At 32.7% G+C, this 14,377-nt stretch carries 13 protein-coding genes; 10 read left to right on the forward strand and 3 right to left on the reverse strand.

Annotated elements, in window-relative coordinates; genetic code table 11:
- The first annotated feature begins 48 nt into the window (after positions 1 to 48).
- The 6 genes from BK821_RS06805 to BK821_RS06825 all read left to right on the forward strand — a co-directional run bounded on the left by BK821_RS06805 (position 49) and on the right by BK821_RS06825 (position 6,091).
- The gene (locus tag BK821_RS06805) at positions 49 to 645 is read left to right on the forward strand and encodes a peptidylprolyl isomerase (RefSeq protein ID WP_046837331.1); all 597 of its coding nucleotides are present in this window, start codon (positions 49 to 51) and stop codon (positions 643 to 645) included.
- A gap of 503 nt (positions 646 to 1,148) precedes the next feature.
- Positions 1,149 to 1,532: a S1 domain-containing post-transcriptional regulator Ygs gene (gene ygs, locus BK821_RS06810; RefSeq protein WP_046837332.1), complete on the forward strand. Its 384-nt coding sequence runs from the start codon at positions 1,149 to 1,151 to the stop codon at positions 1,530 to 1,532.
- Positions 1,533 to 1,747: 215 nt separating this feature from the next.
- Complete coding sequence (locus BK821_RS06815) at positions 1,748 to 2,881, forward strand: NADH-dependent flavin oxidoreductase (RefSeq protein WP_046837333.1); 1,134 nt, start codon at positions 1,748 to 1,750, stop codon at positions 2,879 to 2,881.
- A 148-nt stretch (positions 2,882 to 3,029) separates the two neighbouring features.
- Positions 3,030 to 3,158, forward strand: a complete 129-nt coding sequence (locus BK821_RS13625) for a hypothetical protein (protein WP_256201624.1) — start codon at positions 3,030 to 3,032, stop codon at positions 3,156 to 3,158.
- 387 nt (positions 3,159 to 3,545) lie between these two features.
- Positions 3,546 to 4,736 carry an ornithine--oxo-acid transaminase gene (locus BK821_RS06820; protein ID WP_046837334.1) on the forward strand — a complete coding sequence of 397 codons (1,191 nt, stop codon included), beginning with the start codon at positions 3,546 to 3,548 and terminating at the stop codon, positions 4,734 to 4,736.
- Between the two features lie 110 nt (positions 4,737 to 4,846).
- Positions 4,847 to 6,091, forward strand: a complete 1,245-nt coding sequence (locus BK821_RS06825; RefSeq protein WP_046837335.1) for a Glu/Leu/Phe/Val family dehydrogenase — start codon at positions 4,847 to 4,849, stop codon at positions 6,089 to 6,091.
- 440 nt (positions 6,092 to 6,531) lie between these two features.
- Here BK821_RS06825 and BK821_RS06830 read toward each other — a convergent pair whose 3' ends face one another.
- The 3 genes from BK821_RS06830 to BK821_RS06840 all read right to left on the reverse strand — a co-directional run bounded on the left by BK821_RS06830 (position 6,532) and on the right by BK821_RS06840 (position 10,586).
- The gene (locus tag BK821_RS06830; protein ID WP_371261095.1) at positions 6,532 to 7,479 is read right to left on the reverse strand and encodes a glycerophosphodiester phosphodiesterase; all 948 of its coding nucleotides are present in this window, start codon (positions 7,477 to 7,479) and stop codon (positions 6,532 to 6,534) included.
- A gap of 538 nt (positions 7,480 to 8,017) precedes the next feature.
- The gene (gene argH / locus BK821_RS06835) at positions 8,018 to 9,391 is read right to left on the reverse strand and encodes an argininosuccinate lyase (protein ID WP_071331460.1); all 1,374 of its coding nucleotides are present in this window, start codon (positions 9,389 to 9,391) and stop codon (positions 8,018 to 8,020) included.
- Positions 9,381 to 10,586, reverse strand: coding sequence for an argininosuccinate synthase (locus BK821_RS06840; RefSeq protein ID WP_046837337.1), 1,206 nt, complete (start codon positions 10,584 to 10,586; stop codon positions 9,381 to 9,383). Before BK821_RS06840 ends, argH begins: the two co-directional genes overlap by 11 nt.
- A 345-nt stretch (positions 10,587 to 10,931) precedes the next feature.
- Between BK821_RS06840 and BK821_RS06845 the strand changes: the two genes are divergently transcribed.
- The 4 genes from BK821_RS06845 (at position 10,932) to lepB (BK821_RS06860) (ending at position 14,300) form a co-directional block, all read left to right on the forward strand.
- Positions 10,932 to 12,263 (forward strand): glucose-6-phosphate isomerase, encoded by a 1,332-nt coding sequence (locus BK821_RS06845; protein WP_046837338.1) that lies wholly within the window; start codon positions 10,932 to 10,934, stop codon positions 12,261 to 12,263.
- Between the two features lie 341 nt (positions 12,264 to 12,604).
- On the forward strand, positions 12,605 to 13,180 hold the full coding sequence (locus tag BK821_RS06850) for a TVP38/TMEM64 family protein (RefSeq protein ID WP_071331461.1): 576 nt from the start codon (positions 12,605 to 12,607) through the stop codon (positions 13,178 to 13,180).
- Positions 13,181 to 13,184: 4 nt separating this feature from the next.
- On the forward strand, positions 13,185 to 13,706 hold the full coding sequence (lepB, locus tag BK821_RS06855; RefSeq protein WP_046837340.1) for a signal peptidase I: 522 nt from the start codon (positions 13,185 to 13,187) through the stop codon (positions 13,704 to 13,706).
- An 18-nt stretch (positions 13,707 to 13,724) separates the two neighbouring features.
- Positions 13,725 to 14,300, forward strand: coding sequence for a signal peptidase I (gene lepB, locus BK821_RS06860; RefSeq protein WP_046837341.1), 576 nt, complete (start codon positions 13,725 to 13,727; stop codon positions 14,298 to 14,300).
- Positions 14,301 to 14,377: the final 77 nt, after the last annotated feature.

Consider the following 14,377-nt stretch of genomic DNA (forward strand, 5'->3'; position numbering starts at 1 on the left):
TTTATGTTAGAATACATATATCATCTTAACATGAAATGGAGAATGAAAATGACTAACTATCCTCAGTTAAATTCAGAAATAAATGGTAATGAAATTAAATTAGTAATGCATACTAATAAAGGCGATATGACTTTTAAATTATTGCCTGATGTGGCACCTAAAACAGTAGAAAACTTTGTGACACATGCTAAAAATGGATACTATGATGGTATAACATTCCACCGCGTTATTAATGATTTTATGGTACAAGGTGGAGATCCTACAGCTACAGGTATGGGCGGCGAAAGTATTTATGGCGGACCATTTGAAGATGAGTTTTCACTTGAAGCATTTAATTTATATGGTGCTTTATCAATGGCGAACTCAGGTCCAAATACAAATGGATCACAATTCTTTATTGTTCAAATGAACAACGTACCTGAATCAATGTTAGGTCAATTATCTGATGGTGGTTGGCCAGAACCAATCGTTAAAGCTTATGGCGAAAAAGGCGGTACGCCATGGTTAGACCAAAAACACACAGTTTTTGGACAATTAATTGAAGGTGAAACAACTTTAGAAGATATTGCGAGTACAAAAGTGGGTCCTCAAGATAAACCATTACATGATATTACAATTGATTCTATTGATATCGAAGAAAGATAATATTAAATGATTATGAAGCGGGCAACAATTATATAAATTGTTGCCCGCTTAAAATCTTATGCAATTTTCAAATACCACAGTGGGAGATGTTGAAGTCTATGATCACATGGATGCAACACTTCTATTAGGGAAGTTGAAGAAATAGCTCAACCATTTCAAATAATTTACGGATTTTCATTTCGATGAAATTCTAGATTAGGAAGTGTGTCTTCAAATGGCAAATTAAGTATTGCAATTAGAGGCAGAATATAAATGATAAATAGAATGAACAAGGTTTAAAGTGTGCACATTGTAGTAGTAGCATCGTGTATATATTTAAGCCTTTTTTTCGTGCAATTTAACTTAGTAATGCTGTTATAACAGTTATATTTGCTTATTTGAGTTTTTATTGTCAAAACTATAATCTAACAAATCGTGAAATTTTTCTATATTAATGTTAGTGACTTCCTATAATTTATGCTATTATAATAGTGTTAAGTATTACGAAATAAGGGGTTATCACGTTGAATAATCACTATAAGGTAGGTCAACATATTAAAGTTCGTGTGACTGGTATTCAACCGTATGGCGCTTTTGTAGAAACCCCTGACAATGCTGAAGGATTAATCCATATTTCTGAAATCATGGATGATTACGTCCATAACTTGAAGAAGTTTTTATCAGAAGGACAAATTGTAAGAGCGAAAGTAATTTCAATTGATGAAGAAGGAAAGTTGAACTTTTCTTTAAAAGATAATGACTATTTTAAAAATTATGAACGTAAGAAAGAAAAGCAATCAGTATTAGATGAAATTAAAGAAACCGAAAAATATGGGTTTCAAACAATTAAAGAACGCTTACCGGTTTGGATTAAACAGTCCAAAAACGCGATCAAAGATGAAAAATAATCTTTCGAAAAAACCACTAACATTTTATGAGATGTTGAGTGGTTTTTCGTTTGTATAGAAGTATTTATATTTTAGTGATGGGTATATAGTCCATGTAAGATATTATAAATGAAATTAAAAATACATGCATGAGCATATTGTTTTATATTTTATAGCAAAGTAGTTAGAATTAATGAGCACTGAACGAGTATTAAAATTTAGGAGGCAATATCGAAATGAATAAAAAATTCCAACCGTTATTTGAAAAACTAACTTTACCTAATAAGGTAGTGTTAGAAAATAGATTTGTATTAGCACCATTGACACATGTATCATCAAACGATGATGGTACTATTTCAGACGAAGAAGTTGTGTATATGGAGCAACGCTCAAAAGATGTAGGTTTAGCTATATCTGCAGCAAGTAATGTTACTGATATTGGTAAAGCTTTTCCAGGTCAACCTTCAGTAGCACATGATTCAGATTTAGAAGGCTTAAAACGATTAGCTAAAGCCATGAAGAAAAATGGTGCAAAAGCAGTGGTACAAATTCATCATGGTGGTGCACAAGCATTACCAAACTTAACACCTAATGGGGATGTAGCAGCACCAAGTCCTATCTCAATGAAAAGTTTTGGTGAACAAGAAGAACATCATGCACGTGAAATCACAGTTGAAGAAATTGAAAATACGATTAAAGACTTTGGTGAAGCTACACGCCGAGTAATAGAAGCGGGATTTGACGGTGTAGAAATTCATGGTGCTAACCATTATTTAATCCATCAATTCGTATCACCTTATTATAACCGTAGAAATGACGAATGGGGCGAAGATCGTTTGAAATTTGCTTCTTTAGTTGTTGATGAAGTAACTGAAACAGTTAAAAAATATGGTAATAAAGATTTTATCGTAGGATATAGATTTTCACCAGAAGAAGCAGAGTCACCAGGAATAAGTATGGAAATAACTGAAACATTAATTAAACATCTTATTGAAAAACCGCTAGATTATTTACATGTGTCATTATTTGATATTCATTCTAAAACACGTGAAGGTAAATATGAAGGTCAAGAGCGCATTGATTTATTACATCAATGGATTGATGGTCGTATGCCGCTTATAGGTATAGGTTCAATCTTCACAGCAGAACAAGCTTTAGATGGTATTGAATCAACAAATGCAGAACTAATTGCATTAGGTAGAGGCATTTTATTAGATCATAATTTTGTGAGCAAAATTAAAGAAGGTAACGAAGACCAAATTATTTCCGAATTTGATCCTGATGATGAAAACAAACACCATTTACCAGAAAAACTTTGGACACAATTTAATCAAAGATTTTATCCACTTCCTAGAAAAGATGAAAAATAGAATTTAGCATATAACCATGGAGTATAGATACCCTGATATCAGTGTATCTATACTCCATTTGTTATTTAAGTCTAAAGATGGATGTATTTATGAATCAAACTTATTAACCTTAGTATATGAAAGTTTATATATGAAGGTGGTTTAAAGCGTGATCAGACAATATTTAATTAATGAATTTAAGACATGGATTCATGTTCAAGTAAATAATATGATACATATAAACGCATTTTCGGCAGATTATCAGCAACTTATTTATGATTGGAAAGAAAGTTATTAAATCAAAATAATTTTTATTCTTCTTTTTAAAGTAATGAATGCTAATGAATAACGAAAGTTTATATAAGCGTTACAGCAAGCTTTGATATGACTAATTATACAATTTATTGTAATTTTAATTGGAAATAAATTAATTTTATAAAATAATAGAATTGCCTTGTATAAGTGTAAGGATATATGTCATTATATATGTAAGGGCTTACACAAAAGAAATGAAGTTAAAGTGATATTTTTTTAATTGTACTTTGTGGTACTTTTCGATTCATAACCCTTGGGAATTGGGCATTTTAAGAAAATAGTTTCAGTTGTCTTGCAAATACGTTATGCTATGAATGAGTATCATTTAAAGAGTTTAAAGGCTCTTAAATTTAAACTAAGGGGAGATATCATGTCAAGATCAGAAGAAATCATTGAATTAACAAATCATTATGGAGCGTCAAACTACGTACCGCTTCCGATTGTCATTTCGGATGCTGAAGGTGTTTGGGTGAAAGATCCAGAAGGTAACAAGTATATGGATATGTTATCAGCTTATTCAGCTGTAAACCAAGGCCATAGACATCCAAAGATTATTCAAGCACTAAAAGATCAAGCGGATAAAGTTACATTAGTTTCTCGTGCTTTCCATAGTGAAAATCTAGGGGAATGGTATGAAAAAATTTGTAAGCTCTCAGGTAAAGAAAAAGCTTTACCAATGAACACAGGTGCGGAAGCGGTTGAAACTGCTTTGAAAGCAGCACGTCGTTGGGCTTATGATGTTAAAAATATCGAGCCAGATAAAGCAGAAATTCTTGCGTTCAATGGTAACTTCCATGGTCGTACAATGGCGCCAGTATCATTATCATCAGAGGCTGAATATCAACGTGGATACGGCCCATTATTAGAAGGATTCCGTAAAGTTGATTTTGGAGATATCGAAGCTGTTAAAGCTGGTATCAATGAAAATACTGCTGCAATTCTAATTGAACCTATCCAAGGTGAAGCTGGAATTAATGTACCGCCAGAAGGTTACTTAAAAGCAATCAGAGAATTATGTGATGAACATAATATTTTATTTATTGCCGATGAAATTCAAGCTGGATTAGGCCGTTCTGGTAAATTATTTGCAACAGACTGGGACGATGTTAAGCCAGATGTATATATCTTAGGTAAAGCTTTAGGTGGCGGAGTATTACCTATCTCTGTAGTATTAGCAGATGAAGAAGTTTTAGGCGTATTTACACCAGGATCACATGGTTCTACATTTGGAGGTAACCCACTTGCTTGCGCGGTATCCAATGCAGCATTAGATGTGATTGTAGACGAAGATTTACCTGGACGATCATTAGAATTAGGTAACTACTTCAAATCAGAATTAGAAAAGATAGACCACCCTTCAATTAAAGAAGTGCGTGGCCGTGGATTGTTTATTGGTATTGAATTAAATGAGAATGCTAGACCGTATTGTGAAGCGCTAAAAGAGCAGGGATTATTATGTAAAGAAACACATGATACTGTGATTAGATTTGCGCCACCACTCATTATTTCAAAAGAAGAATTAGACTTTGCATTAGACAAAGTAAGAAGCGTTTTTGCGTAAATATACAGTTCCATAACATAAGTTTTGAAAAGACTTTAAAAAGAAAAATCTTATGTTACAATTAGCATGAAAGCGAAATCATTAGTGACGAAAAAGAGGCGAAATGGATCATGACTGAGAATAATAATTTAGTTACTTCTACGCAACAAATTATTAAAGAAGCATTGCATAAACTGGGATTTGACGACGGTATGTACGATTTAGTGAAGGAACCTTTAAGATTTTTACAGGTCAGAATTCCTGTACGTATGGATGACGGTACTGTTAAAACGTTTACTGGGTACCGTGCGCAGCATAATGATGCTGTTGGACCAACTAAAGGTGGAGTAAGATTCCATCCTGACGTGGACGAAGAGGAAGTTAAAGCATTATCAATGTGGATGACATTGAAATGTGGCATTGTGGATTTACCATATGGCGGTGGTAAAGGTGGAATTATTTGTGACCCACGACAAATGAGTATACATGAAGTGGAACGTTTATCCCGTGGATATGTTCGCTCAATTTCTCAATTCGTTGGACCGACTAAAGATATTCCAGCGCCAGACGTATTTACAAACTCTCAAATTATGGCATGGATGATGGATGAATATAGTTCATTAGACAAATTCAATTCACCAGGTTTTATTACTGGTAAACCTATTGTTTTAGGGGGATCACAAGGTCGTGATCGTTCAACAGCATTAGGCGTAGTCATTGCAATTGAACAAGCTGCTAAAAGAAGAGGTCTTGAAATCGAAGGTGCACGCGTCGTAATTCAAGGTTTTGGTAATGCAGGTAGCTTCTTGGCTAAGTTCTTATATGACATGGGAGCAAAAATTGTAGGTATTTCAGATGCATACGGTGCATTACACGATCCAGAAGGTTTAGATATCGATTATTTACTAGATAGAAGAGATAGCTTCGGCACTGTAACTAATTTATTTGAGGAAACAATTTCAAATAAAGAGTTATTTGAAATCGACTGTGATGTATTAGTACCAGCAGCAATTTCAAATCAAATTACAGCTGAAAATGCTAATGATATTAAAGCTGATGTTGTGGTTGAAGCAGCAAATGGTCCAACTACGCCAGAAGGTACACGTATTTTAACTGAGCGTGGCATATTATTGGTACCAGATGTATTAGCGAGCGCTGGAGGCGTGACAGTTTCTTACTTTGAATGGGTGCAAAATAACCAAGGTTATTATTGGACTGAAGAAGAAGTAAATACAAAATTACGTGAAAAATTAATAACTGCATTTGATACGATTTATGAATTATCACAAAACCGTAAAATTGATATGCGCTTAGCAGCGTATATTGTAGGTATTAAACGTACAGCAGAAGCTGCACGATATCGTGGTTGGGCATAAGTGAACGTAGGACTTTAATCTATTATAGATGAAGCAGTATCTGGGATATGAAATTCTCAGAATTTAAAAAGGTGATTTCTATTGAAATAAAAATAGAAATCACCTTTTTTATATTAAATTTAGTAAGTAAGTAAGTATATGTTGTTGCTAAAGGTTACTTACTAGATTTAACATTTCGGTGTTGATTCAAAACGTTAACGCAATCATATTAAAATATTTAGTTTATAATTAATCACTGACTTCTATGAAGCGTGACATTGTAAAGCATACTATATATGAAAGATTGTAAGATTTAATGAATTAGCGATTAGGATGAATACTTATAAAATTATTGGATAATCTAGAAAAGAACCCATTCATTGCTAACGAATGGGTTCTTTTAAATCTAAAAAGGCGTATTCATACTTTTATTATTAAAGTATTTTAAAGTGTGTAGATATTTATTTACTATCTTCTACAACTTGTTTATAAATGTCAGCGTAATTAGTGAATACGCCATCAACACCATAACTATTTAAACGTTCCATATCTGCTTTGGTATTAACAGTATAAGGGTGTACTAAGAAGCCGAGTTCTTTTAAATTTTTTACATTATCTTTAGTTAAATCAGTATAATGAGGACCTACACCAATCGCAAATTTTTTGATGTATTCTAAATCTTGTTCGGACAGATTAGGCAACTCACCCTTATTTAAAAGTCTTACTAAAGGAACATCTGGGTTTAAGTTGTTCATTTTTTCAATACTATCTTGTGAAAAAGATTGAACGATGACATGTCCATTATTTAAAGCATCGTTGGTAAGTAAATTATGCTTATCTAAGGTATCAAGTAACTTTTCTTCCATACCTGGGTAAACATCTGGTGATTTCGTTTCGATATAGTAATTAGCATTTGCACCATATCGATCAATAATTTGATCTAATGTAGGGACTTTCGCTCCTTTATATGCTTCATCAGCATAGTCAGGATTTTGTTCATTAAATTTACTACCGGCATCTAGTTTTTTAAGTTCTTTTAATGTATATGAATCTACTCTACCTGTGCCGTTAGTTGTTCTATCTACAGTTTCATCGTGCATTGCTACGAGTTTACCATCTTTAGTCATTTGTAAATCGATTTCAATGTATGAAGCGCCTATTTCATTGTGACTCTTATCATATGCGGGAAATGTATGCTCTGGTGCATAGCCACTTGCACCTCTATGAGCAATCGTTGCATATTTCTCTCCATTTAAATTATGTATCTCCTTAGTATCTGCACTTTTATCGTCGGCCTCGTTAACTGTTTTTGCTGACGAAGTAGTATTTTCGTTGTTTGTATGTTCAGTTGGTTGTGTTTGGTTTTTAGTAGTATCTTGAGGTTGTGTTTGTGAAGCATTTGGTTCCAGTTCTTTAGTAGTATCATCTTGGGATGCTACAGATGATTGTTCATTCGTAGAAGACTGTGATTGAGGTGAGTCTTGTTCTTTTGTCTCTGTAGTATTTTGAGTTTGTTCTTGAGTGTTGAATTGATTTTGCTTTTGGGTATCTTGCTGTTGTGCTAATGGTTTTGTTTGAACTTGAGATGCATCGTTATTTTCATCAGCCTTTGCCATAGAGGTAGAGGCTAGTAATGATAAAGATAAAACCGTCATACTTGATACCATAATTCTTTTCACATTTTTCATAGTGCTTCACTCCTTAATTTGAACTGTACATTCATATTACCTTTGAATATAATATTTTAAACACTATTTACGTATTCTTAATTAAAAGTATAAAAAATTAATTATAGTTTGATATATTAATTGCAAGTTAATTAGTTGTTTTTTTACTGTAAAATATTAAAGGTATGTAAAAGAAGTATGAAATAAAAAAAATTAAAAAACGGAAAAAGGATTGGAACAACAATTTATGTTTGTTCCAATCCTTAAATGTAGTTTAAAGTTATTTTTGTGCTTTGATTACTTTTAATTGTTGTTTAACTGCTTCTTGTCCAGTTGAACCATAACTGATTCTACGACTTACACAGTTTTCTGGTTTTAAATAATCATAAATGTCAGATTCGATACTTGTATGAGCATTTTGATATTCTTCTAAAGGCACATCTAATAAATAAACATTATTTTGAATAGACCAAAGTACAATTTTACCAACTATTTCATGAGCGTTTCTAAATGGTACGCCTTTATTCACTAAATAGTCTGCAAGTTCTGTTGCGTTAGAGAAGTCATTGTAGACGGTTTGGTGTAAGTGATCTACGTTGACTGTCATTGTATCTATCATACCGTCAAAGATACGTAATGAGCCTTTGAGCGTGTGAATCGCATCAAATAATCCTTCTTTGTCTTCTTGCATATCCTTATTGTATGCAAGTGGCAAGCCTTTCAATGTCATTAACATACTCATTAAATGACCAGTCGTTCTACCAACCTTACCTCTAATTAATTCGGCCATGTCGGGATTTTTCTTTTGAGGCATAATAGATGATCCAGTAGAAAATGCGTCAGATAATGTAACAAAGTTTGCTTCGGCAGAAGACCAGAAAATAATTTCTTCAGCAAAACGAGATAGGTGAACCATGGTCAAAGATATATTGTGTAATGTTTCGACAATATAATCTCTATCACTCACTGCATCCATACTATTTTCATATATAGCGCTAAAGTTTAATAGAGATTGCGTTTCATGACGATCAATTGGATATGTTGTACCACTTAATGCAGCAGCGCCAAGTGGGGAGATATCAATACGTTTCATACTGTCTTGAAAACGAGATTTATCTCTTTCTAGCATCCAGTAATACGTTAATATATGGTGTGCAAATGATATTGGCTGTGCTCTCTGTAAATGCGTATATCCAGGCATAATGGTATCAATATGCGCATCAGCAACTTTAACAATTGTCTGTTGAAAAGAAGTGATGAGTTCAATCAAATGAGATACTGCTTCTTTTGTATATAAATGCATATCTGTAGCTACTTGATCATTACGGCTACGACCAGTATGCAACCTTCCACCAGCATCCCCAATGCGCTTAATTAATTCATGTTCTATATTTAAATGAATATCTTCTAAAGAAACATCTAAAGATAAGTTACCTTGTTCATAATCAGTTAAAATATCGTTTAAACCTTTAATGATTTGATCGCAGTCTGAATCAGAAATGATACCTTGTTTGGCCAACATGGTTGCGTGCGCAATACTACCTTGTACATCATATTGAATTAATGCCTTATCAAAGTGTATAGAAGCATTAAATTCATCAACCCATTCCTCAGGCTGTTCGCTAAATCTGCCACCCCAAGCTTTAGTGCTCATCGTGATAACCACCGTGTAACATTGAATTCACTTGAGTAGGTAGGCCAAAGATATCTATGAAACCAACTGCTGATTCTTGATTAAATGCATCTTCTTTAGTATAAGTTGCTAATTTTTCATTATATAATGTATGAGGAGATTTTCTACCATTAACTATGGCATTCCCTTTGTACAATTTAATACGTACATCCCCAGACACATATTGTTGCGTACTATCTACAAATACTTTTAAGTTGTCAGTTAATGGTGAGAACCATAAACCGTTATAAACTTGTTCTGAAAATTGTTTTTCAATGACAGGTTTGAAATGAGCGACATCTTTTGTAAGTGTAATCGTTTCGAGCGCTTTATGTGCTTTGACAATTACTTCCGCACCAGGTGTTTCATATACTTCTCTTGATTTAATACCAACTAATCTATTTTCAACATGGTCGATTCTACCAATACCATGTTTACCAGCAAGTTGATTGAGTTCTAAAATAAGTTCACTTAATTTGTAGGATTGACCGTTTAACTCGGTAGGAATACCTTGTTCGAATGATAGAACGATTTCTTCTGCTTCATCTGGTGTATTTTCTAACGCTTGTGTTAAATCGTATGCATCTTCTGGTGGAGCTGCATAAGGATCTTCTAATATACCGCATTCATTACTTCTACCCCATAAGTTTTGGTCAATTGAGTAAGGTGAATCATGTTGAATTGGAACAGGAATGTTATGTTTGATTGCATAATCAATTTCTTCTTCACGACTCCAAGCCCATTCTCTAACAGGTGCGAAGACTTTTAAATTTGGATCTAATGCTTTAATCGCCACTTCAAAACGCACTTGGTCGTTACCTTTACCTGTACAACCATGAGCAATGCCTACAGCATCTGTTTTGTCAGCAATTTCAACTAATTTTTTAGAAATTAAAGGTCTTGATAATGCAGAAACTAATGGATATGTACCTTCATACATTAAGTTCCCTTTGATAGCATAAGATACAAATTGTTCACTAAATTCTTCAGTAGCATCAATAATATGACACTCAATTGCCCCCATATCTAATGCTTTTTGATGTACTAAATCTAAATCTTTACCTTCTCCAACATCTAAGCAACAAGCTACAACATCGTAACCTTTATCTAATAACCATTTTACTGCAACACTTGTGTCTAATCCGCCTGAATATGCTAATACAATTTTCTCTTTCATAACTTCCACCTCTATTTGTAATTTTAATAATTTGTTTTGTTAATTTGATATTGATTAGTATAGCAGATAATAAATGAAAATAAAACCATTTTTATACATAAATATACAAAAATATTTCGGTGGTGAATTTTGAATTATGATTACCAAGGAATGTGTATGTAAGTTTAAGAGCGTTTGAAGGGTGTATTATAAATGCATATAAATATGAATATGATGCAAGTTGTTTAAATAGTAAAATTTGACGAAATTGTCATAATTTACAATTATCTATAGGCTAGTTGTTTGAATAGTGAAAATAAAATTAGTAAAATGATTTTGAAATTAAAAACACTGGAGGCAAATCAAATGACTCATATTCAATTAGATTATGGTAAAACTTTAGAATTTTTTGGCGAACATGAATTACAACAACAAAAAGATATAGTGAAATCGATTCATAAAACGATTCATGAAGGTACAGGTGCTGGCAGTGATTTCTTAGGTTGGATAGACCTTCCTGTAGATTATGATAAAGAAGAATTCTCACGCATATTAGAAGCTTCTAAACGTGTGAAAGAGCATTCTGACGTATTTGTAGTAATAGGTATTGGTGGTTCATATTTAGGCGCGCGTGCGGCGATTGAAATGTTAACGTCTTCATTTAGAAATAGTGATGAATATCCAGAAATCGTTTTTGTAGGTAATCATTTATCTTCTTCTTATACACAAGAATTAATTGATTATTTAGATGGTAAAGATTATTCAGTTAACGTTATTTCTAAATCTGGTACGACAACAGAACCAGCAGTGGCATTTAGATTGTTCAAACAGTTATTAGAAAGTAAGTATGGCAAAGAAGAAGCGAAAAAACGTATTTTCGCTACTACAGACAAAGAAAAAGGGGCACTTAAACAATTAGCTACAAACGAAGGTTATGAAACATTTGTAGTACCTGATGATGTTGGTGGCCGCTACTCTGTATTAACTGCAGTAGGTTTATTACCAATCGCGGTAGCTGGTATAGACATTGAAGCAATGATGCAAGGTGCTGCTAAAGCCCGTGAAGAATTGTCATCAGAAAATTTAGAAGATAACATTGCATATCAATATGCAACAATTCGTAACGTATTATATGCAAAAGGTTATGACACTGAAATGTTAATTAACTATGAACCATCTATGCAATATTTTAACGAGTGGTGGAAACAATTATTTGGTGAGTCAGAAGGTAAAGATTTCAAAGGTATCTATCCTTCAAGCGCAAACTATACAACTGATTTGCACTCACTTGGACAATATGTTCAAGAAGGACGTCGTTTCTTATTTGAAACAGTAGTCAAAGTGAACAATCCAAAACATAATATTACTATTGAAGAAGATAGTGATAATTTAGATGGCTTAAATTATTTAGCTGGAAAAACAATAGATGAAGTCAATACGAAAGCATTTGAAGGAACGCTTTTAGCACATACTGATGGTGGTGTTCCTAACCTAGTTGTTAATATTCCTCGTTTAGATGAAGAAACATTTGGTTATGTAGTTTACTTCTTCGAACTTGCTTGTGCTATGAGTGGATACCAATTGGGTGTTAATCCATTTAACCAACCAGGTGTAGAAGCATATAAACAAAATATGTTCGCATTATTAGGTAAATCAGGATTTGAAGACAAAAAACAAGAATTAGAAAAACGCCTATAATTTAAATCGTATTTCATTGATGACTTCATAATAAAATATGTACGTGTATGTATGAAATTTAAATTTGTTCGTTTTCTATCTATTAAATTGAATAAATAAAAAGGTGGCTCATCCTAAATTCAGATTTAGATGAGTCACTTTTTTATTTATGTTTAGGAATGACTATAAGCAATACTCTATTATCTAAATACATTATTTAAGTAAAAAATCTATGAGTCGATGATAAGCATACTTATTCGTTCTTAAGGCTGATTTATGAGCAAACTAACACTTTATAGTTTGAAAAGTTTGAGGTTACAATTATAATTACGAAGAATAGTAATATTATGAGGAATGATTTGATGACGGAAGAACAAGTTCAGCATTGGTTTGATTTATTTGGAAGTCTAGGCTATATTATAGGTTTTTTATTGCCGTTTATTGAAGCATTTCTTCCTATTTTACCAATCATTGTATTTGTAATTGTGAACGTCAATGCCTATGGCTTGGTTATTGGTACGTTGTTAGCTTGGCTTGGAACAGTGGTTGGTAGCTATTTTGTGTTTCTTATTTTCAGGAGACTTACACATACAAAATATATGAAGAAATTGCAACAACGCACATCAGTTCAAAGATTGATACATTTTATTGATAGACGTGGCATTATACCTATATTTATTTTATTGTGCTTTCCATTTACACCTAGTGCATTTGTAAATATTGTAGCTAGTTTATCTCATATTAGAGCACATGTATATTTAACAGTACTTTTTGCATCGAAATTAGTTATGATTGGCCTTATTGGATGGCTAGGTAATGATATAACGACATTATTTACAAATCCTACAAGACTTATTTTAATTATGATTGTGTTTGTTATTGTATGGTTTATTGGACGCAAAATCGAGAAGTACTTTATGCATTCTTCAGGAGAGTGACATTATGCGAAGCATATTAAAACATTTGATTTCCATCATTATTGCGATTATTATTGTACTATTGATTCAGGCTTTTATTGTCACTGGTACAGTCATAAAGAATGACGCTATGGAACCGAGTTTGAAACTAGGGGATAGAGTGATAATAAATAAAGTTAAAACAACTTTTAATTTACTAGATAATAATGACATTATAATGTATCGTGAAGGTAATGATATTAAAGTAAGTAGAATTATTGGAAAGCCAGGACAGTCTATTGCGTATAAAAATGGCACGCTATATAGAGATGATAGACAAGTAGATGAACCCTATGTTAATAATGAAAGTATAACTAATTTATCACTTAGGAATCTTAAACATTCTGAAGAAGATATTATTCCACCCAATGCCTATTTCGTTCTTAATGACCAACGGAAGCATGAGGATGATTCGAGGACATTTGGTTTTATACAAAGAAACGATATCATAGGCGATGTGAGTTTGAGATATTATCCTTTTAAAAAATTCACAATGAACTTTAATTAAATAGATGAGGTGTAAAAATTGAAAAAAGAGATATTGGAATGGTTTGTGTCGATCGTTGTTGCAGTTGCATTAGTATTACTTATCGTAAACTTTGTGGCGCAGTCATATACAGTTAAAGGGGATTCTATGGATCCTACTTTAAAAGATGGAGAACGCGTAGTCGTAAATTTATTTGGTTATAAATTTGGAGACATTAAAAAAGGTAATGTGATTGTGTTCCATGCAACGAAAGACAGTGATTATGTTAAACGTGTTATTGGTACGTCTGGCGATAATGTAGAGTATAAGAAAGATAAACTATATGTAAATGGTAAAAAGGTAGACGAGCCATATTTAAATTATAATGAGAAACATAAGCAGTATAATTATATTACTGGTAGTTTTGAAACCAAAGACATTAATCAGGTAGATCAGAAAAATAAAATTCCAAAAGGTAAATTACTTGTACTCGGCGACAATCGTGAGGTAAGTAAAGATAGTCGTTCATTTGGTTTGATTGATGAAGATCAAGTCGTTGGTAAAGTGTCATTTAGCTTTTGGCCGCTAAATGAAATGAAATTTGGGTTTGATCCTGATACAAAAGAGGATAAATAATATTTAATTTAAAATACTAACAAAGTTTAAACCTTTGTTAGTATTTTTTGTTATCCGGAATGTGTATAAGTCATATT

The organism is Staphylococcus sp. LCT-H4 (genome assembly GCF_001866145.1).
GTDB lineage: Bacteria > Bacillota > Bacilli > Staphylococcales > Staphylococcaceae > Staphylococcus > Staphylococcus succinus.

Excerpts from the sequence above, each read along its gene's own strand:
- BK821_RS06805 (WP_046837331.1), top strand. The coding sequence starts at position 49 with ATGACTAACTATCCTCAGTTAAATTCAGAAATAAATGGTAATGAAATT.
- BK821_RS06815 (WP_046837333.1), top strand. The coding sequence starts at position 1,748 with ATGAATAAAAAATTCCAACCGTTATTTGAAAAACTAACTTTACCTAAT.
- BK821_RS06820 (WP_046837334.1), top strand. The coding sequence starts at position 3,546 with ATGTCAAGATCAGAAGAAATCATTGAATTAACAAATCATTATGGAGCG.
- BK821_RS06825 (WP_046837335.1), top strand. The coding sequence starts at position 4,847 with ATGACTGAGAATAATAATTTAGTTACTTCTACGCAACAAATTATTAAA.
- argH (WP_071331460.1), bottom strand. The coding sequence starts at position 9,391 with ATGAGCACTAAAGCTTGGGGTGGCAGATTTAGCGAACAGCCTGAGGAA.
- BK821_RS06840 (WP_046837337.1), bottom strand. The coding sequence starts at position 10,586 with ATGAAAGAGAAAATTGTATTAGCATATTCAGGCGGATTAGACACAAGT.
- BK821_RS06845 (WP_046837338.1), top strand. The coding sequence starts at position 10,932 with ATGACTCATATTCAATTAGATTATGGTAAAACTTTAGAATTTTTTGGC.
- BK821_RS06850 (WP_071331461.1), top strand. The coding sequence starts at position 12,605 with ATGACGGAAGAACAAGTTCAGCATTGGTTTGATTTATTTGGAAGTCTA.
- lepB (WP_046837340.1), top strand. The coding sequence starts at position 13,185 with ATGCGAAGCATATTAAAACATTTGATTTCCATCATTATTGCGATTATT.